Annotated in this window: 19 protein-coding genes and 1 other annotated feature; of the genes, 12 read left to right on the forward strand and 7 right to left on the reverse strand. The window is 38.9% G+C overall.

Going from position 1 to position 22,085, the window contains the following annotated elements; translation table 11 throughout:
- Positions 1–111 precede the first annotated feature (111 nt).
- From ACO6FI_RS07715 to ACO6FI_RS07730, 4 genes are all read left to right on the forward strand, one after another.
- Positions 112–522: an endosialidase gene (locus ACO6FI_RS07715; RefSeq protein WP_314767386.1), complete on the forward strand. Its 411-nt coding sequence runs from the start codon at positions 112–114 to the stop codon at positions 520–522.
- 54 nt (positions 523–576) lie between these two features.
- A complete protein-coding gene (gene radA, locus ACO6FI_RS07720) occupies positions 577–1,941 on the forward strand; it encodes a DNA repair protein RadA (RefSeq protein ID WP_485456837.1) in 1,365 nt (454 codons plus the stop codon).
- Positions 1,942–2,008: 67 nt separating this feature from the next.
- Entirely contained in the window at positions 2,009–2,476 is a 468-nt protein-coding gene (gene ybaK, locus ACO6FI_RS07725) for a Cys-tRNA(Pro) deacylase (protein ID WP_009446346.1), read from the forward strand.
- 8 nt (positions 2,477–2,484) lie between these two features.
- Positions 2,485–5,082, forward strand: a complete 2,598-nt coding sequence (locus ACO6FI_RS07730) for an NYN domain-containing protein (RefSeq protein WP_485456838.1) — start codon at positions 2,485–2,487, stop codon at positions 5,080–5,082.
- Positions 5,083–5,105: 23 nt separating this feature from the next.
- Here the strand turns inward: ACO6FI_RS07730 and ACO6FI_RS07735 are convergent, their stop codons facing one another.
- The 4 genes from ACO6FI_RS07735 to ACO6FI_RS07750 all read right to left on the reverse strand — a co-directional run bounded on the left by ACO6FI_RS07735 (position 5,106) and on the right by ACO6FI_RS07750 (position 7,973).
- Positions 5,106–5,246 carry a FeoB-associated Cys-rich membrane protein gene (locus ACO6FI_RS07735; protein WP_009446349.1) on the reverse strand — a complete coding sequence of 47 codons (141 nt, stop codon included), beginning with the start codon at positions 5,244–5,246 and terminating at the stop codon, positions 5,106–5,108.
- A gap of 27 nt (positions 5,247–5,273) precedes the next feature.
- Positions 5,274–7,433 (reverse strand): ferrous iron transport protein B, encoded by a 2,160-nt coding sequence (gene feoB, locus ACO6FI_RS07740; RefSeq protein WP_485456839.1) that lies wholly within the window; start codon positions 7,431–7,433, stop codon positions 5,274–5,276.
- Between the two features lie 9 nt (positions 7,434–7,442).
- Complete coding sequence (locus tag ACO6FI_RS07745) at positions 7,443–7,667, reverse strand: FeoA family protein (RefSeq protein WP_009446352.1); 225 nt, start codon at positions 7,665–7,667, stop codon at positions 7,443–7,445.
- A 93-nt stretch (positions 7,668–7,760) separates the two neighbouring features.
- A complete protein-coding gene (locus ACO6FI_RS07750; RefSeq protein ID WP_008751074.1) occupies positions 7,761–7,973 on the reverse strand; it encodes a FeoA family protein in 213 nt (70 codons plus the stop codon).
- A gap of 287 nt (positions 7,974–8,260) precedes the next feature.
- Between ACO6FI_RS07750 and ACO6FI_RS07755 the strand changes: the two genes are divergently transcribed.
- The 5 genes from ACO6FI_RS07755 to thrS all read left to right on the forward strand — a co-directional run bounded on the left by ACO6FI_RS07755 (position 8,261) and on the right by thrS (position 14,788).
- Positions 8,261–8,518, forward strand: coding sequence for a DUF6110 family protein (locus ACO6FI_RS07755; protein ID WP_060931718.1), 258 nt, complete (start codon positions 8,261–8,263; stop codon positions 8,516–8,518).
- 140 nt (positions 8,519–8,658) lie between these two features.
- The gene (locus ACO6FI_RS07760; RefSeq protein ID WP_485456867.1) at positions 8,659–10,695 is read left to right on the forward strand and encodes a heavy metal translocating P-type ATPase; all 2,037 of its coding nucleotides are present in this window, start codon (positions 8,659–8,661) and stop codon (positions 10,693–10,695) included.
- A 132-nt stretch (positions 10,696–10,827) separates the two neighbouring features.
- A complete protein-coding gene (locus ACO6FI_RS07765) occupies positions 10,828–11,193 on the forward strand; it encodes a metal-dependent transcriptional regulator (RefSeq protein ID WP_274970320.1) in 366 nt (121 codons plus the stop codon).
- Between the two features lie 130 nt (positions 11,194–11,323).
- Positions 11,324–12,556, forward strand: coding sequence for an FAD-dependent oxidoreductase (locus ACO6FI_RS07770; protein ID WP_124952227.1), 1,233 nt, complete (start codon positions 11,324–11,326; stop codon positions 12,554–12,556).
- 40 nt (positions 12,557–12,596) lie between these two features.
- Positions 12,597–12,789, forward strand: a binding site (T-box leader).
- A gap of 43 nt (positions 12,790–12,832) precedes the next feature.
- Positions 12,833–14,788: a threonine--tRNA ligase gene (gene thrS, locus ACO6FI_RS07775; RefSeq protein ID WP_485456840.1), complete on the forward strand. Its 1,956-nt coding sequence runs from the start codon at positions 12,833–12,835 to the stop codon at positions 14,786–14,788.
- Positions 14,789–14,835: 47 nt separating this feature from the next.
- On the opposite strand, the gene ACO6FI_RS07780 is transcribed toward thrS, so the two are convergent.
- Positions 14,836–15,312, reverse strand: a complete 477-nt coding sequence (locus tag ACO6FI_RS07780; RefSeq protein WP_485456841.1) for an RNHCP domain-containing protein — start codon at positions 15,310–15,312, stop codon at positions 14,836–14,838.
- A gap of 235 nt (positions 15,313–15,547) precedes the next feature.
- On the opposite strand from ACO6FI_RS07780, the gene ACO6FI_RS07785 reads away from it, so the two are divergent.
- The gene (locus tag ACO6FI_RS07785) at positions 15,548–16,354 is read left to right on the forward strand and encodes a CAP domain-containing protein (protein WP_485456842.1); all 807 of its coding nucleotides are present in this window, start codon (positions 15,548–15,550) and stop codon (positions 16,352–16,354) included.
- Positions 16,355–16,406: 52 nt separating this feature from the next.
- Here ACO6FI_RS07785 and aroA read toward each other — a convergent pair whose 3' ends face one another.
- Positions 16,407–17,657 (reverse strand): 3-phosphoshikimate 1-carboxyvinyltransferase, encoded by a 1,251-nt coding sequence (gene aroA / locus ACO6FI_RS07790; protein WP_485456843.1) that lies wholly within the window; start codon positions 17,655–17,657, stop codon positions 16,407–16,409.
- 10 nt (positions 17,658–17,667) lie between these two features.
- Positions 17,668–18,759 carry a prephenate dehydrogenase/arogenate dehydrogenase family protein gene (locus ACO6FI_RS07795; protein WP_485456844.1) on the reverse strand — a complete coding sequence of 364 codons (1,092 nt, stop codon included), beginning with the start codon at positions 18,757–18,759 and terminating at the stop codon, positions 17,668–17,670.
- A 294-nt stretch (positions 18,760–19,053) separates the two neighbouring features.
- Between ACO6FI_RS07795 and ACO6FI_RS07800 the strand changes: the two genes are divergently transcribed.
- Positions 19,054–21,156 (forward strand): elongation factor G, encoded by a 2,103-nt coding sequence (locus tag ACO6FI_RS07800; RefSeq protein ID WP_485456845.1) that lies wholly within the window; start codon positions 19,054–19,056, stop codon positions 21,154–21,156.
- Between the two features lie 265 nt (positions 21,157–21,421).
- The gene (locus ACO6FI_RS07805; protein WP_485456846.1) at positions 21,422–21,943 is read left to right on the forward strand and encodes a sortase B protein-sorting domain-containing protein; all 522 of its coding nucleotides are present in this window, start codon (positions 21,422–21,424) and stop codon (positions 21,941–21,943) included.
- The last annotated feature ends 142 nt before the right edge of the window (positions 21,944–22,085 follow it).

The raw sequence follows: 22,085 nt of genomic DNA on the forward strand, positions 1-22,085 counted from the left end.
AAATTTATGTTATAGAATTCACATATCCATTCTCAATAATATACTTGTTTGAAGTTTGCAAATGTTGTATACTATTCATACAAAAACAACATAGCTTGGTGGGAGGTTAATATGCCGGTAGTAGAGAGTTTGATTTGCAAAGAGGCAGATGGTAAACTTAGTTTTGGCAATTATATTCTTGGTACAAAATCAAAAGTAGAAGATTTTGGACATGATGGAGATGTATACAAGGTGAAGACTTATAAAGAGATTACAAAACTTGAGAAGAATTCAGCATTTGTATATGAGTCGGTTCCGGGAAGTACAGTAATGGGATTCGAGACTACCCCAAATTTGACTACATTTGAAATATACGGTTTTGGAGATACTCAGATTACCATCGGGTTGGAAGAGGATACAGAATATGAAGTTTATGTAGACGGAGTCAGCATAGGAGGTATGAAGACAAATCTGTCAGGTAAACTTATATTCAGTGTAGAGCTAAGCGAAAAGAGCACAAAAGTTTTAATCAAAAAAAGATAGTTACATGGGGCATCCGGTTAAGAAGATGCCCCTTTTTTAAATAGAAAGGTTTTTATGGCAAAAGCAAGTAAAAGTGCGTTCTTTTGTAAAGAATGCGGCTATGAGTCGCCGAAGTGGCTTGGGCAATGTCCTATGTGTAAGGCATGGAACAGCCTTATAGAAGAACCGGTAGTAAAGACAAAGACTGTTGCCAAAGGATTGTCAAGTAATACTTACAAAAAGCCCTCAAGACTTTCTGAAATACAGCTGGAAGAAGAAGACAGGTTCCACACAGGATTTGAGGAACTTGACAGAGTGCTTGGAGGCGGAGTGGTAAGAGGCTCGCTGGTATTGGTAGGCGGAGACCCGGGAATAGGAAAGTCCACACTGCTTTTACAGGTATGTAAGAATATCTCGGACAGTAAAAAAGATGTCCTGTATATCTCAGGAGAGGAAAGCCTTAAGCAGATAAAGATGAGGGCAAAGAGAATCGGTGATATCACTGAAAACTTAAGCTTTCTTTGTGAGACAAATCTGAATATTATAAAAGAGACAGTACTTAGTGAGAAGCCTGATGTGGTGGTAATTGACTCAATACAGACCATGTTTAATGAGGAGGTGGCGTCTGCACCCGGAAGTGTAAGTCAGGTAAGGGAGTCCACCAATCTGCTTATGCAGGTGGCTAAGGAAAATAATATTGCCATATTTATAGTAGGTCATGTGACCAAAGAAGGACAAGTTGCAGGCCCGAGGGTTTTGGAGCATATGGTGGATACAGTGCTCTACTTTGAAGGCGACAGGTTTGCCTCATACAGAATACTTCGTGCGGTAAAGAACAGGTTCGGATCCACCAATGAGATAGGAGTGTTTGAGATGCAACAGGCAGGACTTATAGAGGTGAAAAATCCTTCAGAGTTTATGCTCTCAGGCAGACCCAAGAATGCTACCGGAGCGGCTGTAGCCTGCCTTATGGAGGGTAGCAGACCTATTTTGGTAGAGGTACAGGCCTTGGTCGTGCCTACAGCTTTCGGACTTCCAAGAAGGACGTCTACAGGTACGGATGTGAACAGAATCAATCTTTTGATGGCGGTTATAGAAAAAAGGTGCGCACTTGCAATGAGCAGATATGATGCATATATAAATATTGCCGGTGGACTTAGAATAAATGAGCCTGCACTTGACCTCTCCATTATAATGTCGCTTATTTCAAGTATGAAAAACAGGGCAATAGATGAGAAAACCGTAATATTTGGAGAGGTGGGTCTTTCAGGTGAGGTCAGGGCGGTGAGTGTGCCTGAGATCAGGATAAGAGAAGCGATGAAGCTTGGATTTGAAGTATGTATACTGCCTAAGGTAAGCCTTGAAAAGATTTCATTCAAAGGTAATATAAAGCTGATAGGTGTAAGCAATATAAACGAAGCGGTTTCATTACTTAGCTGAGAGAGGTATATAAAGATAATGTAAGCCGATAAGGCAGAATATTTATTGATATAGAAAAGAGAGAAATATGGATGAGAAAACCAATGTAATGCGACTTTTAGATCAAAAGAAGATAAAATATAATCACTATTCATATGTAGATACTCCGTCTACAAACGGTGTTGAAGTGGCCAAGTTACTGGGTCAGGATGAAAACAGAGTATTTAAGACTTTGGTGACTGTGGGCAAATCTAAGGCAAACTATGTCTTTGTAATACCGGTTGCAAAGGAACTGAATCTAAAGGAGGCTGCAAAGGCTGTAGGTGAGAAGTCTATTGAAATGCTTAAGTCTAAGGACCTTTTGCCGCTTACAGGCTATGTACATGGAGGATGTTCTCCTATAGGAATGAAAAAGAGGTTTACGACAGTACTGGATGAGACAGCTAATAACTATGAGAACATAATATTCAGCGGCGGAAAGATAGGATATCAGGTGGAGATGTCGCCAAAGGATTTGGAAAAGTTTGTTCCTTTAAGCTTTGCACCGCTTACATAGGTGAAGGTATGATAAATGTTGGTATATTGGCACATGTAGATGCCGGAAAGACTACATTGATAGAAGCCATACTTTATAAGACCGGGAAACTTAGAAAAGTCGGCAGAGTGGATTTTGGCGACAGCTTCCTCGATAATGATGAATACGAGAGGAAAAGAGGTATTACAATCTTTTCAAAGACGGCAAGGACTAAGATAGGATATAAGGATATAAATATAATAGATACTCCGGGGCATATTGATTTCAGTGCGGAGATGGAAAGGTGTATATCCGTACTTGATATGGCAATACTTGTTATAAGCGGAAGTGAAGGTGTGCAGTCACATTCACATACGCTCTTTAAACTTTTGAAGGAGGCAAATATACCTGTACTTATCTTTGTAAATAAAATTGACAGTGACAAGTTTGATAAAGATAAGGTGATGGATGGCTTAAAAAAGTCGTTATCAAAAAATATAGTAGATTTTTCGGCAGATAAAAAGGTACTTGAGGAAGAAGTGGCATCCTGTGATGAAAGCCTGATAGAAAAATTTGTCGAGGGAAAGAAGATAACAAAGGAAGATATAAAAGAATGTATACAAAAAGCTAAGGTTTTTCCCGTTATCTTCGGTTCGGCTCTTAAGCTTATAAATATAGAAGAAATACTTGAATTTATAGATGAAAAGGATTATCCTGAGGCGCTTTCGGGAATAATATATAAGATAAAATATGATGAGAGCGGCAACAGACTTTCATTTATAAAGCTTATGGGAGGAAGCCTGTGTGTCAAGGATACTCTAAATGACGAAAAGATAAATCAGATAAGGGTATATGACGGTGATAAATATGTAGCGGTTGATATGGCAAATCCCGGAGATATTGTGGCGGTGACAGGGCTTACAAAGTCACATGCAGGTGATACTTTCGGAGATATAAAAAGACCGATACAAAAGCTTTTGCCTGTACTCAGCTACAATATGATATTTCCGGAGGATATAAGTATAAATCAGATATATCCCAAGCTTATTCAGATATTTGACGAAGTACCTGAAATAAGGATGGAGTATGATGAAGAACTTTCAAAAATAAAAGTAAATCTGATGGGTGAAGTTCAGATAGACCTTATAAAGAATCTGATAAATGAGAGGCTTCATATAAGCTGTGAGCTTGTGGACGGAGGCATTATTTATAAGGAGAGTATAGTGGGAAGCGTTGAGGGAGTAGGGCATTTTGAACCTATGAAGCACTATGCGGAGGTGCATATACTCATATCACAAGGTGAGAGAGGCAGCGGTATAGTATATAAAAATGATGTATCTGACGATGAACTGCTAAAGAACTACCAAAGTCAGGTAAGAAATACCGTGGAAAACTCCAAGTTTAAAGGTGTACTTACAGGCAGTGAGCTTACAGATGTGGTGCTTACTTTGGTGGCAGGCAGAGCACATGAAAAGCATACCGAGGGCGGAGATTTTCTTGAAGCCGTACATAGAGCCGTAAGACACGGACTTATGTATGCAAAATCCATACTGCTTGAGCCTTACTATGACTTTGAAATAGAACTTCCTATAGAAAACCTGGGCAGACTCTTAAACGACCTCAACAATATGAATGCCGAGGAGATAAGCTATGAAGGAACGGATGTACTTCGTGTAACCGGATTTGCGCCTACCGTCAATATTCAAAATTACGGCAGTGTACTTTTATCCTATACAAAAGGACTTGGACGGATTGCATTCAGTCTCAGAGGCTTTTTGCCATGTCACAATGCGGATGAGATTATTGAAAAGTGTAATTATTATCCGGAGTTTGACGTTAAAAATACTGCGGATTCCGTGTTTGCTTCACATGGTGAGGGCTTTATAGTACCTTGGAATGAGGTATTTAACTATATGCATATACCGCTTAAGAAGTTTGAACTTGTAAAAGAAGAGGAGAAAATAGAGACCGTTCGTTCCACCTATGATGCAAGCAAGGCTGACAGTGAAGAGCTGATGGCAATCTTTGAGAGGACATACGGTAAGGTAACTCCAAGAATAGGAGACCGGGATGCGCCTGTCAAAAAGACACCTGAAAGAGAATATGTATACAAGGAAAGGGAAAAGAAAAAGCACTATCTGCTGGTAGACGGTTACAATGTTATATTTGCATCAAAGTCACTAAGTGAACTTGCAAATACCAATATTGATGCGGCAAGAGACAGGCTTTTGGAGCTTTTGATTGACTATAAGGCGTATAAGGACTATGAGATAATACTTGTTTTTGACGCATACAGACTGAAAAATCATGATACGGAGATACTTAATTTTTCAGGAGTATATGTGGTATATACAAAGACTGCAGAAACTGCGGACCAGTATATTGAAAAGACCACACATGAGATGATGAAAAAATATGATGTTACTGTAGCCACCTCTGACGGTATTGAGCAGATAATAATAAGAGGCAAGGGTGCCATACTTATATCTGCAAGAGAGTTCTTATATGATCTGGAAGAGACAAAAGAAAACTTCAGAAAAGAGCATATAGAAAAACAAAGTGTCGGTAACAGACTATTTGATTCGCTAAAAGGTGAGTTAAAACAACAAATAGAAGATATAAGACTTGGAAATAAAAAAGAGCCGTAGCTTTTGCTGCGACTCTTAATTTTTTAGTGATGACAGCTGCCTGAACAACCGCCACAGCCACCTCCACAGGATGACTTTCCGTTTTTCTTATCATTGTATATAGTTCTTACAATAAGACCTACTACACCGACCAATACAGCTGAAATAATAACTGTTGCTACCATAGTGATCTCCTTTCTTTAGTAAAACAACTATGCTCTTGCGTCAGCCTTTTGTTCAGGATGTCTCTCTTCATAAGGCTTACGTACAAGACCATAAATAATAGCAATAATACCGATAAATCCGAATATTGTACCGATACCGAACTTACCTGTAATTATAAGTGATCCTATCTGATATATAATCATTCCGACTATATATGCAAACCCACATTGATATCCTACAGCAGTCCAGAACCATTTTACACTGCTCATCTCTCTTCTGATAGCACTCATCGCTGCAATACAAGGAGCACACAGAAGGTTGAATATGAGGTATGAGTAAGCCGTTAGAGGAGTGTAGTCAGCTCTAAGAAGTTGCCAGATACCCTCACCTGTATCTTTATCAAAATTTGAAACATGGTATAGAATACCAAATGTACCTACGACATTCTCTTTTGCCATAAGTCCTGTGATGGCTGCAACTGCCGGTTTCCAAGTACCCCAACCGAGAGGAGCAAAAATCCAGGCAAAAGTATTACCGATATGTGCAAGCAATGACAAATCCATCTGTTCTTCTGTAAGGTATGTGAAAGCACCGTTTACAAAGCCGAAGTAGCTTAAAAACCAAACAAGTATAGTGGCAAGAGTGATGACTGTACCTGCTTTTTTAACAAAGCTTGTTCCTCTCTCAGCCATTGATCTGATTACAGAACCTGCCGTAGGTATATGGTATGCAGGAAGCTCTATAACGAACGGTGAAGGATCACCTGAAAACATCTTGGTCTTCTTAAGCATGATACCTGAGACGACAATAGCGGCAATACCTACAAAGTAAGCTGATGAAGCAACCCACGGGGAGTTATCAAACAATGCACCTGATATAAGTGCTATAACAGGAAGCTTTGCAGAACATGGAATAAATGTGGTTGTAATAACCGTCATTCTTCTGTCATGTTCACTTTCAATAGTTCTTGAAGCCATAATTCCCGGAACACCGCAACCTGTACCGATAAGAATCGGAATAAAGCTCTTACCTGAAAGACCGAATCTTCTGAATACTCTGTCCATAACGAAGGCGATTCTTGCCATATATCCGCAACCCTCCAATATAGCGAGGAAGAAGAACAGTGTAAGCATCTGAGGAAGGAAACCGAGAACCGCACCTACACCGGCTACGATACCGTTTACAATAAGTCCTACAAGCCACTCTGCAGCGCCTACAGACTCTAAAAAGCCTTGAATGCCAGGCTGTATAATGTTTGCGATCAATTCATCATTTACCCAGTCGGTCATTCCTGTACCGATAGTGGTAATAGAGATATAGTAAACCAAGAACATGATGGCTGCAAATATCGGAAGACCTAAGATTCTGTTTGTAACGATCTTATCAATCCTATCTGAAATACTTACATAGTCCTTGTTCTTTACTTTGTAGAAGCTTGCAATTACATTTGAAATATAGTTATATCTCTCGGATGTGATAATACTCTCAGCCTCATCGTCCATAGCATCTTCACAAGTTGTAATTATCTTTTCAATCTTATTAAGTGTGTCATCCGATATGTTAAGCTGTTCAACAGCTTTTGCATCTCTTTGGAAAAGTTTAATTCCGTACCATCTCTTTTGAAGATCAGGTACATTACCCGGCAAAAGATCAATGATATCTTTTACAGCGGACTCTACGTTTTTGTCAAATACATGCTGCTCTTTCGGAAGAGTCTTTGACTTTGCAAGAGAGATAGCCTTTTCAGCTGCTTCCATAATTCCTGTACCCTTAAGTGCGGAAATCTCTACAACAGGACATCCGAGGCTTTCACTCATCTTGTCAAGGTCAAGCTTGTTTCCGCTCTTTTCAAGTACATCAAGCATGTTGACGGCAATAACCACAGGAACACCAAGCTCGGTAACCTGTGAAGTAAGATATAAGTTTCTCTCAAGGTTTGTACCGTCAATTATATTCAGCACAGCGTCAGGCTTTTCATTGAGAATATAATTTCTGGCTACAACTTCTTCCAATGTATATGGAGAAAGAGAATAAATACCCGGAAGGTCTGTGATAATTACATCTGTATGTCCCTTTAACTTACCTTCCTTTTTTTCAACTGTAACGCCCGGCCAGTTACCGACAGTCTGGTTGGAACCTGTCAGGGCATTAAATAATGTAGTTTTACCGGTATTAGGGTTTCCGGTAAGTGCAATTCTGATTGCCATATTGTCTCCTTATCTGGTGATTTCAATATTTTCCGCGTCAGCTTTTCTGATAGAAAGCTCATAACCTCTTACAGTAACCTCGATAGGGTCACCAAGAGGTGCTACCTTACGTACATGTATGCTTGTACCCTTTGTAACTCCCATGTCCATGATTCTTCTCTTTATAGGACCTTCACCATGAACTTTGGCAACAGTTACAGTTTCGCCGATTTTTACATCTCTTAAAGTATCCATTCGTTCTCCTTTCTGTAATGCGAAGTAATCTCAAAACGTAATAATGGAAATTCCATTGCTGTGTAAATAAAATATTTACATTATAAAAACTAACTAGACCATAATCTTTGAAGCAAGTTCTTTGCTGATTGCAACTCTGGAATCCTTAACATTTACTATCAAGTTTCCCGACATGGCATTTACAACAGAAATCTTACCGTCAATAACAAATCCGAGAGTCGCCAAAAAGGTTTTATCCTTCTCACGTCCGTTGATCTGCTTTATTATGTATTCTTCGCCTAAGTTAGCCATAAGCAAAGGCATCATAAAACCCCTCCTTTTCTTTATGTCAAAATACATTCTATAGGTTAGCATACGCTAACATTTAATGCAAGAGTTTTTTAAGAAAAAGTTAGAGAATACTTACTGAATTAACTGACTATTAGTGAAAACTAACTAAAAAGTACTTAAAAAAGTACAATATTAGCAGGTAAAAGGTCAATTTTCCGTCTATTTACTATTTACAAGAACCTTCCTTTATGATATATTATCTGCGTAGTAAATTTTACAAAATAAAATTGTTAATATTAGTGAACACTAACAGGAGGTATGATATGTTATTAATTGATTGGAAGAAGATAGGTTTATTCGCAGCAGGTACATTTTTCGGAACAGCAGGAATTAAGTTGCTTTCAAGCAAGGATGCAAAGAAAGCTTATGCACAGGGAACAGCGGCAGTACTTCGTATGAAGGAATGTGTAATGGATACAGTTTCATGTGTTCAGGAGAATGCAAGCGATATTTTGGCTGAGGCTAAGGACATCAACGAAGAGCGTGCAGCAAAAGAAGAAGCAGCTAACATCGAAGAGTAATACTTTTAAGAAAATATAGTTTTGATAATAAGGAAGAGTCTGACTCTTCCTTAAATTATAATAGATTAGAGTATAATGATTAGAGGTTTAATGTGAATTGTAAGATATTACATGAGTCAAGCAGACGAATGCGTGTGCGCATGGCTCAAAAGAGAATGACAATAAAAGAAGCGGATATGCTTCAATATTATTTGGAAGGTTTTGACTTTGTAAAAAAGGTCGTTGTATACGAGAGAACCTGTGATGTAGCTATTTATTATAAGAACAATAAAAGAGAGTCTGTTATAAAGAGACTGAAAAAGTTCAACTATAATGATACGGCACTGCTTGAAAATATGCCGAATACTTCAGGTAGGCAGATAACAAGAGAGTTCCAGGAAAAGATGGTGGGAATGCTTTTGTCATTCGGTGTAAGAAGATTGTTCTTCCCGAATATTATCAACAGTGTCTATACGATTGTTAAGGCCGCTCCGCTTGTGTGGAGAGGAATCAAATGTATTGTCAGCAGAAAACTTGAAGTTGATTTGCTTGATGCACTTTCAGTGGCTATATCTATTGTACAGGGTAACTATTCAACAGCAGGTTCTTTGATGCTTTTACTTGATATAGGTAACGAGCTTGAGGATTGGACTCATAAGAAGTCTGTAGACGACCTGGCAAGAAGTATGTCACTTAATGTGGATAAGGTTTGGCTTGTTACAGAAAATGAAGAGGTATCCGTACCTATTTCACATATTAAGACAGGTGACCTTATCAGAGTACATACAGGTAATGTAGTACCGCTTGACGGAGAGATGGTAAGCGGTGAAGCAATGTTAAATCAGGCTTCACTTACAGGTGAGTCAGTTCCTGTAGAAAAGAGTGCAGGTTCAAGAGTCTATGCCGGTACGGTAGTTGAAGAGGGTGAGTGCCTTCTCAGAGCGACAGTTACAAACGGACAGAGCAGATATGACAAGATTGTATCTATGATTGAGGACAGCGAGAAGCTTAAGTCAAATACCGAAAACATGGCAAACAGACTTGCGGACAGACTTGTTCCTTATTCACTTCTTACAACAGGACTTACATATCTGTTTACAAGAAATATAACAAGAGCGCTGTCAGTTTTGATGGTTGACTTCTCATGTGCACTTAAGCTTTCCATGCCTCTTGCAGTGCTTTCAGCAATGAGAGAGGCCGGTAATGACAAGATTACCGTAAAGGGCGGTAAGTTTATGGAGGCTATAGCCAAAGCAGACACTATCGTATTTGATAAGACAGGTACACTTACATATGCCTGCCCTAAGGTACAAAGAATCATCGGAATTGACGGAGATGACGAGAATCAGCTCTTAAAGATTGCGGCATGTCTTGAGGAGCATTATCCTCACTCTATAGCCAATGCCGTAGTAAAAGAGGCTAAGGAAAGAAAGATTCGTCATAAGGAGATGCACTCCGAGGTTCAGTATATTGTTGCACACGGTATTGCAAGTACAATCGAGGGCGACAAGGTTGTAATAGGAAGTTATCACTTTGTAATCGAGGATGAAAAGGCATTCCTTAGCGAAGACGCAAAGAGAAAGGTTGAAAACCTTGACCACAGATATTCACATCTGTTTATGGCAATTGCAGGAAGACTTGCAGCTATTATTGAGATTGCGGATCCGCTTAGAGCCGAGGCTAAGGATGTGTTAAAGAAGTTAAAGGCGCTTGGAATCAAAAAGACTGTAATGATGACAGGTGACAATCAATATACCGCCGAGGCAATTGCAAAAGAAGTCGGTGTAGACAAGTACTATGCCGAGGTTTTGCCTGAGGATAAGGCAAGCTATGTTGAAAAAGAAAAGGCAAAGGGAAGAACCGTAATAATGATCGGTGACGGTATCAACGACTCGCCGGCGCTTTCCGCTGCAGACTGCGGTATCGCTATCAGTGAGGGTGCGGCTATTGCAAGAGAGATTGCGGATGTATGTATATCTGCAGACGATCTTAACGAGCTTGTAAAATTAAAAGAGCTTTCAAACAAGCTTACAAAGCGTGTTGAGTCAAACTTCAGATTCATTATGGGATTTAACGGTTCACTTATAGGACTTGGAATCTTAGGTATCTTGGCTCCTGCCACATCATCATTTTTACATAATGCATCAACAGTAGGTATTGCGCTTTCAAGTATGACAAACTTACTGCCTGAGGATTAAGATTAAATGTTTTTTTCGGACATCTTAGGATGTCCGTTTTTATAAAGATATAAATGATTGTAAACAATTGATTTTTGCAATTATTTTGGTTATAATTACACTCAAACAGTTTTTAATAAAAAAGGAGGATATATGGTTATACAAGAGGCGGCAGAAATGTATTTGGAGACTATTCTCAGACTGAAAAACAAAATCGGTGTTGTAAGAGCTGTGGATATTGCCAGAGAGATGGGATATTCAAAGCCTACTATAAGCGAGCAGATGAAAAAATTCAGAGAAAACGGATATGTCGAAGTAAATAACGAGGGACATATCACACTTACCGATAAGGGAATGGAAATTGCCTCATCTACACTTGAAAGACATAATGTACTTGGAAGAATTTTACAAAAGATGGGAGTAAGCAAGGAAACCGCTATAGAGGATGCTTGCAGAATAGAGCATTATATCAGTGAAGAGACTTTCAAATGTTTTAAAAAATATTTCGGAGAAGAATAATCGGAAGAACCACAAAGTATTGATAAAAAAATATCTATATGTATTTTATAAGATACTTTATTGAAAAATTTAATTTTACGCTGTAAACTTATCCCGTCTTATAATAGTTTTTTTAAGTAAGAGGTGAAATATGGGATTACATATAGTAAATGAAGCAAATAAGTGCTTGCAGTGTAAGAAGCCGCTATGTAGTATGCATTGCCCTGTGACTACATCAATTCCGCAGGTTATAGCACTTTTTAAGGAAGGGAAAATAATGGAAGCCGGTGAGATTCTCTTTGAGAACAATCCGCTTTCTTTAGTATGTTCAATAGTTTGCGACCACGAAGCTCAGTGTCTTGGAAACTGTATAATGAACAGAAAGAACAATCCTGTCAGATTTTGTGATATAGAAAGGTTTATATCAGATTTTTATCTTGACAGAATGGAGTTTGTCAAAAAGCCGAGAAAGAATATTATGGTTGCCGTAATTGGCGGAGGCCCGGCAGGAATGACTGTTGCCATCAAGATGATAAAGGAAGGCTACGATGTAACTATTTTCGATGAGAGAAACAGTATCGGAGGAGTGCTTCAGTACGGTATTCCTGATTTCAGATTGCCTAAGTCGCTTATGAAAAGATACTACGACAAGATGGAAGAGATCGGCATTAAGATAAGAAACAATACCGCTGTAGGCGGAGCTCTGGAAATAAAGGACCTCTTTAGAGACGGATACAAAGCCGTATTTGTAGGTACAGGCGTGTGGAGAGCAAAGACTCTCGGTATTGCAGGTGAGAGCTTGCCGAATGTTCATTTCAGTGTGGACTATCTTGCAAACCCTGACGGACATAAACTTGGTGAGAGCGTTGCCATTATCGGAATGGGAAATGCTGCAATGGATGTGGCAAGAACGGCTCTTAGAAGAGGTTCAAGATCCGTTAAACTTTATGCCAGAAGTAAGAGAGTTGCAGCGAATTCAGTTGAGGTTGAGTCTGCAAAGTATGAGGGTGCCGAGTTTATATTCGGTAAGGCTATTGACTCCATTACTTATGACGGACCTGTATTTAAGACAGCTATATTTGATGAAGAAAACAATGTAATCGGATATGAGAAGGATCTTGACTATGTGGAAGCGGATTCTACAATCATATCTGTAAGTAACGGACCTAAAAACAAGCTTGTACTTACAACGGAAGGCTTAAAGGCTTCAGATAAGGGACTTTTGATAGTTGATGAGAACTGTATGACAACAGTTGACGGTGTGTTTGCGGCAGGTGATGTGGTACTCGGCTCAAAGACTGTAGTAAATGCAGTATCACAGGCTAAGGTGGCTGTAGAGGGAATGCTCAGATATTTAGAGGACTTGGAAGCAAAAAAGATGTAATAATACTTGACAAAGATAAAATCAAGTAATATTATATGGTGCATAAACGAAGAAGAGAAGAGTAGCATATATTGAACTTACAGAGAGGGTTGCAGGGCTGAGAGCAACTTACGGATGTATATGTGAAGACCGTCTCTGAGTGGCTTTAATAAAGCACGGTGATTCCGTTATAATCAAATGAGGGATATATTATATATCCGAATTAAGGTGGAACCGCGTACATCGCCCTTAAACGAGAGTTTGAGGGCGATTTTTTGTAGTTTGAATGGAGGAAAGATGAAAGTAACATTAAAAGACGGCTCAGTTAAAGAGTACGACAGCAAGAAAAGTATTATTGATATAGCTAAGGATATAAGTGAAGGACTTGCAAGAAGTGTGGTTGCAGGTGAAGTAAACGGTGTAATGCATGACCTGCGAGATGAGATAGACAGTGACTGTGAACTGAATCTTATTACATTAAAAGATGAAAAAGGACTTTCAGTTATAAGACATACTACTTCACATGTGCTTGCTCAGGCTGTAAAAAGAGTTTTTCCGCAGTCAAAGCTTGCTATAGGACCAAGCATTGCTGAAGGATTTTACTATGACTTTGAGCATGAACCGTTTTCAAGAGACGACCTTGACAAGCTTGAAGCCGAGATGAAGAAGATAATAAAAGAGGGTGAGGCTATAGAGAGATTTGAGCTTCCAAGAGAAGAAGCAATCAAGTTTATGGAAGAAAAAAATGAGCCTTATAAGGTGGAACTTATAAAGGATCTGCCTGAGGGTGAGAAGATATCTTTCTATAAGCAGGGAGATTTCACCGATCTTTGTGCCGGACCTCATCTGCAAAGAACAAAGGATATCAAGGCTTTTAAGCTTGTATCATCGTCAATGGCATATTGGAGAGGAGATTCAAACAAGGCAAGACTTCAAAGAATCTACGGTACGGCATATAACTCAAAGGAAGAGCTTGAAGCATATTTAAAGCATCTTGAGGATATCAAGCTCAGAGACCACAATAAGCTCGGTAGAGAGATGGAGCTGTTTACCACAGTGGATGTGGTAGGTCAGGGACTTCCGCTTATGTTGCCTAAGGGTACAAAGATGATTCAGAAACTTCAAAGATGGATTGAGGACCTTGAGGACAACGAGTGGGGCTATGTAAGAACAAAGACACCTCTTATGGCAAAGTCCGATCTTTATAAGATTTCAGGTCACTGGGATCACTATCAGGACGGTATGTTTATACTTGGAGATCCTCAGCATGACGGAGAAATCCTTGCACTCAGACCTATGACATGTCCGTTCCAGTACTATGTATACAAGAATACTCAAAAATCCTACAGAGATCTTCCATATCGTATGGGTGAGACTTCAACACTTTTCAGAAATGAAGATTCAGGAGAGATGCACGGACTTACAAGAGTAAGACAGTTTACTATATCTGAAGGTCACAATGTAATAAGACCGGATCAGGCTGAAGAAGAGCTTCAAAGCTGTCTTAACCTTGCAATATATGTACTTGAAACACTTGGTCTTAGAGATGATGTAACATTCAGACTGTCAAAGTGGGATAAGAACAATAAGGAAAAATACCTTGGAGATGAGGCTTACTGGGAAGGTACACAGGCCGCACTCAGAAATATCCTTGTAGAGAAGGGACTTCCGTTTACAGAGGCTGACGGCGAGGCCGCATTCTACGGACCTAAGATTGATATTCAGGCAAAGAATGTATACGGCAAAGAGGATACAATGGTTACAATCCAGCTTGATGCCGCTATTGCAGAGAATTTCGACCTTTATTATATCGACCAAAACGGTGCAAAGGTAAGACCTTACATTGTACACAGAACATCACTTGGATGCTATGAGAGAACACTTGCATGGCTTATTGAAAAGTATGCAGGAAAGTTCCCTACATGGTTATGTCCTGAGCAGGTAAGAATTCTTCCTATATCCGATAAGTATGCCGACTATGCAAACTCAGTGTTGAAAGAACTTAAGAAAAACGGCGTAGATGCTACTGTCGATACAAGAACAGAGAAGATAGGATTTAAGATAAGAGATGCAAGACTTGCAAGACTTCCGTATATGCTTGTAGTAGGTGAAAAGGAAGAGGCTGAGGGAAGCGTATCTGTAAGAAGCAGATTTGCAGGAGATGAGGGAAGCAAGAAGCTTTCAGACTTTGTAGATATAATCTGCAAGGAGATAAGAACAAAGGAAATCAGAAAAGAAGAAGTAACTGAATAAGTATAAAATATATGGCAAAGATCGCTTATGGACTTTGCCATATTTGATTATTTTTTTATAACCTCCTCCAATAAATGCAGAGGGAAAGGCGGTGAAGCCAAAGGTCTTACGGCTATTGACATCAAAAGTATCGGATTGTCGTCTGCCGCACTTCTGTTGGTATTAAGTTTACCACATTTTTTACATCTGTGGACTATTGCCCATTCACCTTTGTCCTTAACCCATATGGAAATAGGTTCCATAATACCTTTACAATCACTTTTTCGATCTCCCGGTTCATTGTCTACATGAATAGAGCACAGACAGTAAGGGCAGTGGTTTCTGTGATGTGTGCCTGCGCCTTCAGGATTTATCATTTTACCGCAGTTTGCACATGGGAAAGAATCGTTACAAGCTTCATATCTGTAGTCAGGTTTTATGCTAACGGCATTTTTCTTTTTTATTGTTCCGTTTCTTTTTTGAGGAGCTGAAGTATTGTTAAGATTTTTAAGTGCAGCGTCCAAATCAAATTTTTCTTGACTCATATTTTCATTTCCTTTGTGTATTTCTTACAATTAAATTTATAAAAAATACATAAATAAGCTCTATGAAATGCTTTATGTATCTGATATAATTCGATTGTATAAAAGCCATAATATATATGATACCGAAAAGTATTTATAAATCCGGTATCGGTCATATTATACCTAAGAAATTAGCATCTGTAAAATACATTTTATGACTGAACAGAGCATATTTGTAAAAGATGTAGGAGGAAAAATGAAAAGAGGAATAGTTGTTTTGGCTGCCGCACTCAGTATGAGTATGGGAATGTCGGTAGTTTCATATGCCGCAAGTTGGGAGCATGATTCAAATGGCTGGTGGTATCTGACAGATGATTATAAATATCCGGTATCACAGTGGAGAAATATTGACGGAAATTGGTATTATTTTAATTCAAGCGGCTATACACTTACAGGGTGGCAATGGATAGACGGTAAATCATATTTCTTTAATGATGGAAGAAATAAAAGCTTTCCATACAGTGCAATGCTTAAGAGTACAAAATCTCCTGACGGATATGATCTGAATGCTGACGGTGCATGGACACAAAACGGAGTTGTAATGACTAAGTCGGGAGAAGCCGGACTTAGTGTAGCACAGGGAATAAGCGGTGAGAACTCAGGAGAGAGAGCGGATCTCTTCCTAAAACTTAATGAATATAGAAAGTCTAAGGGACTTCCACAGATGGCGGTAAGTAATGAACTTATGATTGCGGCACAGCAAAGAGCAAAAGAAACCGCAACATCATTCTCACATACCAGACCTGACGGACAGAAGTTTTTTACTGTAAATAATATTACAGACCGTTATGAAGGTTTATCTGAGATAATCACAATGGATAACTCCACATCTACAGATATGAAGATAAACTCATTTAAGAATTCACAAAAGCACAATGAATTGATGTTACAGAGTGAGGGCTATATTGAAAATCTTCCGGCTTCTACAATATATGCGGGAGTCGGCTATTATTACAGCAACGGTAACTACTATGTAGCAATGATTTTCGGACATCAAAAATAAACAGAATTATTGCCGTCAACAATATGATAAATACTATTGTTGACGGCATTTTTTATACATTTACTTTATTCAAATCATTGAAAAATTCAGGATATGATATTTCTACACAATTTTTATTATCAAGTCTTATTTCTCCGTCCGATACCAGATTTAAAACGGCAAAAGTCATGGCAATTCTATGGTCATCATGTGTAGCTATGGTAACATTCCCACAAAGCTTATTTGTTCCGGTAATTTCCATACCGTCTTCGGTCTCAATTACATCAACACCCAGCTTTGAAAGCTCCTCACACATTACACGGATTCTGTTTGACTCTTTTACTTTAAGCTCCCCGGCATCTTTTATAACAGTGGTGCCTTCGGCAAGGGAAGCGAGTGCTGCAAGCAGAGGAAGTTCATCTATAAGTGTAGGTATTATATCTCCGCCGATACAGGTTGCATGAAGCTTTGAATAAGTCACCCTTATCTCCGCTACAGGTTCAAAGGAATCGGTTTGATTTATTATTTCGATATTTGCGCCCATATCTTTCAATACTCTTATTATACCGTCTCTTGTAGGATTGATGCCTACATTTTCAAGTATCAGCTCCGAGTTCGGAACAAGTATTGCGGCAGCCATAAAGAATGCCGCTGAAGATATATCTGAAGGTACATCTATAACATTTGCAAAAAGTTCATTGCATGGATTTACGGTTACACTTGTTTTGGTAGCGGTTAAATTTGCACCGAATTTTTTTAACATCAGCTCGGTATGGTCTCTTGATTTTGCAGGTTCGGTTACACAAGTAGGACTTGACGCATATAATCCGGCAAGCAGTATTGCGGATTTTACCTGTGCACTTGCTACAGGAGAGTTGTATCTTATACCGTGAAGAGAACTTCCTGTAATTGTAAGCGGTGCAAATCCGTCATTACTTTTTATATTTGCTCCCATCATGGAAAGAGGGGTAATTATTCGATTCATCGGTCTTTTTTGTATTGATTTATCACCTGTAAGCACAGATGTAAAGTTTTGTGCCGAGAGTATTCCGCTTATAAGTCTTGTTGTAGTGCCGCTGTTGCCGCAATCAAGTATCTCATGTGGACATCTAAGACCGTAAAGCCCCATTCCATGTACTTTGACCGAGGTGTTGTCAAGTTCTATATTAATTCCCATCTTTTTGAATATTGAAATAGTGGAAATGCAGTCGGCTCCTGTCAAAAATCCTTCTATAGTGGTCGTTCCCTTTGCTATAGAGCCGAACATCACGGCTCTGTGTGAGATTGACTTGTCTCCCGGAACTCTTAATCTTCCTTTTATCATATTACCTCCGTTATAGTACTGTATAATTATATTCTCTTAATAATTTGCCTGCCATTTCACAGGAATCCGCATCGTAGAATGAGATATTTAGAGCACCTTCGCCCTTCTCTCTGTTGTGATTGATACCTATATTTTTGATACTGATTGAGTTTGCAGCCAGTATCGCGGAAATAACGGATATCGCACCGGGTTTATCCTGTATATGCACGCTGATATCATGCTTTGATATAATGACTCCTTGAGAGTTTGAGTCAAAGGAGTTTCTATACTCTCCTGATTTTTCAAACATATTGCTGATATAAAGACTTGATTTGTCAGACAGATGTGCGTATATATCCTCAAGCATATCAATGTACTTTCTCAGTATCTTATTTATAGGCACAGAGTTTACCGTGCATATTTGTTCCCACATAATAGGGGAGGCGGATGCAATCCTTGTTATATCCTTAAAGCCGCCTGCGGCAACTCTTTTCATCACCTCGTCGCTGTAATCATTATCCTTTACAAGATTTACCAAAGCGGCCGCAAGTATATGCGGCAGGTGACTGACTGTAGCTACCACATTGTCATGTTTTTGATAGTCTATTACAAAAGGAATGGCCTTTATCATCGTAACAATATCTGTCAGTACATCAAGTTTTTCTTCAGGAGTCTTTGATGAAGGCGTAATCATATAGTAGGCATTTTCCAAAAGCAGTGCATCCGACGCGGCATAGCCCGTTTTTTCGGAACCTGCCATAGGATGACCGCCTATAAAAACTTCTTCCATATCAAGTTTTTTTGCAAGATTATGAATGGATGATTTCGTTGAACCTACATCCGTTACTATACTTTCTTTCTTAATATACGGCTTTATCTTTTCAAGGTAATACTCATTGAATTCTACCGGAGTGCACAAAAAGATAATGTCACATTCTGAAAGCGCCGTATCTATATCTTCCAAAATAACATCAATGACTCCGTCACTTTTACCCTTTGAAAGTTCAAGACTGTTCTTTGTATAGGCATAGATTTTTGATATAGGTCTGTATTTTTTTATTGCCCTTGCTATGGAGCCGCCTATAAGCCCAAAGCCTATGAAGGCTATATTATTGTACTTCATAATTCTCCGTTTCCGCTTAACTTTGACATATGAAGTCTATTACATTTAAACTCATTAGTCAACAATTTTACTTTAATGATTTAAAGTGATAAAAGAAAAAGGAGATTGTATACTATTTAACTTTACTAAAATGGTATAATTGCACCAAAATATTATAAAATATTCTAACAAATTAACTATAAAAAAATTGTAAAATACATTGTATAAATTGAATATAAAACTTGAAATTTTATTGTTTGTTTAGTAAAATATCTTTATCAGAAAGTCTATTGACGAAAAAGGAGGGATTCTCTTATGAAGGTTTATGAAACTAAACAAATTCGTAATGTCGTATTACTTGGTCATGGAGGCTCGGGCAAGACTACAGTGGCGGAGGCTATGAGCTTTGTAGCGGGAAATATTTCAAAGATGGGAAGTATTTCAAGCGGAAATACCATAAGCGACTATGACAAGGAAGAAATAAAAAGAGGTTTTTCCATCAGTACTTCTTTGGTTCCGGTAGAATATGAGGGCGAATCCGGAAGCTTGAAGATAAATCTTTTGGATACTCCAGGATATTTTGACTTTGTAGGCGAGGTGGAAGAAGCCGTATCTGCTGCAGATGCAGCCATCATTGTAGTCAATTGTAAAGCGGGAATAGAAGTAGGTACCGTAAAAGCATGGGAAATTTGTGAGGAGTACGGATTACCGAGAATATTCTTTGTAACAAATATGGATGATGACAAGGCGAGCTATCGTGAACTGCTTTTGAAGCTTGAGACACGCTTCGGAAGAAAAGTGGCTCCGTTCCATCTTCCGATCAGAGAGAATGAAAAGTTCGTGGGATTTGTAAATGTTGTAAAGATGAAAGGTAGAAGATTTACACATTTATCGGATTATGTTGAGTGTGAGATACCTGACTATGTAGAGGCAAACCTTAAGATTGCAAGAGAAGCGCTTATGGAGGCCGTTGCAGAGACAAGTGAAGAGTATATGGAAAGATATCTTTCAGGTGAAGGCTTCAGTGATGAAGAAATCTCAGGCGCACTCAAGGATAATATTTGCAACGGAGATATAGTGCCTGTTATGATGGGTTCGGGAATCGATGCACAAGGATTTAAGGCACTTATGATGGCTATTGAAAAGTATTTCCCATCACCTGATTTTAAGGAATGTGTAGGCGTGGATGTAAGCAACGGCGAGCATTTCACAGCAAAGTACAATAAGGATGTTTCACTGTCTGCAAGAGTGTTTAAGACAATAGTGGATCCGTTTATCGGAAAGTATTCACTGGTTAAGATATGTACGGGTACACTTAAGCCTGACAGTGCAATCTATAATGTAGGTAAGGAAACGGAAGAAAAGTCCGGAAAGATATATGTACTCAGAGGTAAGAGTGCCATAGAAGTACCTGAGCTTGTAGCAGGTGATATCGGCGCTATGGCAAAACTCAGTGTGACAACAACAGGTGATACTATCGCACTTAAGAGCGCTCCTATACTTTATCACGGTCCTAAGATTTCATCACCGTATACATGTATGAGATATAAGATAGTGAATAAGGGTGAAGAAGATAAACTTTCATCAGGCTTGTCAAAGCTTATGGAAGAGGATTTGACACTTAAGCATGTAAACGATACTGCAAACAGACAGACTCTTATATACGGTATAGGCGACCAGCAGCTTGAAGTTGTGGTTAGTAAACTTTTAGACAGATATAAGGTTAAGATAGAGCTTTCAAGACCTAAGGTAGCCTTCAAAGAGACTATCAGACAAAAGGTTGAGGCGGCAGGAAGGTATAAGAAGCAGTCAGGCGGACACGGACAGTTCGGTGATGTTAAGATGAGCTTTGAGCCTTCAGGAGATCTTGAAAAGCCGTATGTATTTGAGGAGACTGTATTTGGAGGTTCCGTTCCGAAGAACTATTTCCCTGCGGTAGAAAAAGGTATTGCAGAGTGTTGCGTTAAGGGACCTTTGGCTGCATATCCTGTAGTAGGTGTTAAGGCTGTGCTTTTGGACGGTTCTTACCATCCGGTTGATTCATCGGAAATGGCATTTAAGATGGCTGCAACTATTGCATTTAAGGACGGATTTATGAAGGCCGCTCCTGTACTCTTGGAGCCTATATATACAGTCAGTGTAATAGTACCTGATAAATTCACAGGTGATGTTATGGGAGATCTTAATAAGAGGCGCGGCAGAGTACTCGGTATGGAGTCAGTTAACCACGGTAAGCAGCTTATTAAAGCTGATGTTCCTATGCTTGAAATGTTCGGATACAATACGGAACTTCGTTCTATGACAGGCGGTATGGGCGTGTTCAGCTATGAGTTTGCAAGATACGAACAGACTCCGGGTGATATCCAGAAAAAAGAGGTTGAGGCAAGAGCGTCAAAGCTTGATGCGGATACCGAATAATATATTGAATTAAATGCTTGCTCCATATATGGCTTCATATGTGGGGCAGTTTTATTTTATTATTCTATTTCTTTCTCATATAGCTTTTATTACAGGTCAGAAACTTTGTGTTATTATACTTTTTAAAATAGTAAAATATTCTGTATTATCCTTGTAAGAATTCTTACTATAATGTTACAGATTAAATAAAGGGGTTGAAAATTTTTTCATATGGGTCTATATTAGTGCCAACGAAATAAAATTTATAAAAAAGGAGATATCATTCATGCGTTTATCAAACATTAAAAAGGTAGTTGTTTCAGCAGGCTTAGCTTTAGGTTTGGTTTCAGGCAGTATGGTGGCTTTCGGTGCACCTTCACAGGTTATCACACCGGGTGCGGCTACAAACACTCAGATCAGAAGAGCTACTTTCAGCAATGCGACAGTTTCAAATGCAACAAGTTCTAACTCTTCATCATCTTCAAGCAGAGGAAGATCATCAGGCTCAAGCTACGGCGGTGGAAGTGCAAGACCTGTAAGCACAAACAATACAAATACTACAAACAATGTAGGACCTAACGGAAACTCATACAACTCAAATACAGCTAATACAAATACAAGAAATGTAGGACCTGCAGGCGCTAATAACAACGGTGCAACAAAGGGAGATGTTACAGCTGCTAAGAGAGGCAGATTAAATGTTCCAAAGACAGCAGATGCTTCAGCAATGGGATTATATGCAGCATTACTCGGTCTTTCAGCTGTAGGCGGTGCTTTTGTAGTAGCTACAAAGAAGAAAGAAAACTAATTTAGACATATTTTTAAGTCTATAGTGTATAAACATTTTAGGCAGGCTATATAGCCTGCCTTTTTGTGTATTTATATTTTAAATTGGCTGTTTCTTATAAAAAACATGAAATTGCCAAAGAAATAACGAACCTTACTTTATT

The sequence above is a fragment of the Lachnoanaerobaculum sp. genome (assembly GCF_057250505.1).

Coding starts and splice junctions, on each gene's coding strand:
- ACO6FI_RS07730 (WP_485456838.1), top strand. CDS start 2,485: ATGATAAATGTTGGTATATTGGCACATGTAGATGCCGGAAAGACTACA.
- ACO6FI_RS07760 (WP_485456867.1), top strand. CDS start 8,659: ATGGCTCAAAAGAGAATGACAATAAAAGAAGCGGATATGCTTCAATAT.
- ACO6FI_RS07765 (WP_274970320.1), top strand. CDS start 10,828: ATGGTTATACAAGAGGCGGCAGAAATGTATTTGGAGACTATTCTCAGA.
- ybaK (WP_009446346.1), top strand. CDS start 2,009: ATGGATGAGAAAACCAATGTAATGCGACTTTTAGATCAAAAGAAGATA.
- ACO6FI_RS07770 (WP_124952227.1), top strand. CDS start 11,324: ATGGGATTACATATAGTAAATGAAGCAAATAAGTGCTTGCAGTGTAAG.
- ACO6FI_RS07795 (WP_485456844.1), bottom strand. CDS start 18,759: ATGAAGTACAATAATATAGCCTTCATAGGCTTTGGGCTTATAGGCGGC.
- ACO6FI_RS07780 (WP_485456841.1), bottom strand. CDS start 15,312: ATGAGTCAAGAAAAATTTGATTTGGACGCTGCACTTAAAAATCTTAAC.
- feoB (WP_485456839.1), bottom strand. CDS start 7,433: ATGGCAATCAGAATTGCACTTACCGGAAACCCTAATACCGGTAAAACT.
- thrS (WP_485456840.1), top strand. CDS start 12,833: ATGAAAGTAACATTAAAAGACGGCTCAGTTAAAGAGTACGACAGCAAG.
- radA (WP_485456837.1), top strand. CDS start 577: ATGGCAAAAGCAAGTAAAAGTGCGTTCTTTTGTAAAGAATGCGGCTAT.
- aroA (WP_485456843.1), bottom strand. CDS start 17,657: ATGATAAAAGGAAGATTAAGAGTTCCGGGAGACAAGTCAATCTCACAC.
- ACO6FI_RS07750 (WP_008751074.1), bottom strand. CDS start 7,973: ATGATGCCTTTGCTTATGGCTAACTTAGGCGAAGAATACATAATAAAG.
- ACO6FI_RS07735 (WP_009446349.1), bottom strand. CDS start 5,246: ATGGTAGCAACAGTTATTATTTCAGCTGTATTGGTCGGTGTAGTAGGT.
- ACO6FI_RS07715 (WP_314767386.1), top strand. CDS start 112: ATGCCGGTAGTAGAGAGTTTGATTTGCAAAGAGGCAGATGGTAAACTT.
- ACO6FI_RS07745 (WP_009446352.1), bottom strand. CDS start 7,667: ATGGATACTTTAAGAGATGTAAAAATCGGCGAAACTGTAACTGTTGCC.
- ACO6FI_RS07755 (WP_060931718.1), top strand. CDS start 8,261: ATGTTATTAATTGATTGGAAGAAGATAGGTTTATTCGCAGCAGGTACA.
- ACO6FI_RS07785 (WP_485456842.1), top strand. CDS start 15,548: ATGAAAAGAGGAATAGTTGTTTTGGCTGCCGCACTCAGTATGAGTATG.
- ACO6FI_RS07800 (WP_485456845.1), top strand. CDS start 19,054: ATGAAGGTTTATGAAACTAAACAAATTCGTAATGTCGTATTACTTGGT.
- ACO6FI_RS07805 (WP_485456846.1), top strand. CDS start 21,422: ATGCGTTTATCAAACATTAAAAAGGTAGTTGTTTCAGCAGGCTTAGCT.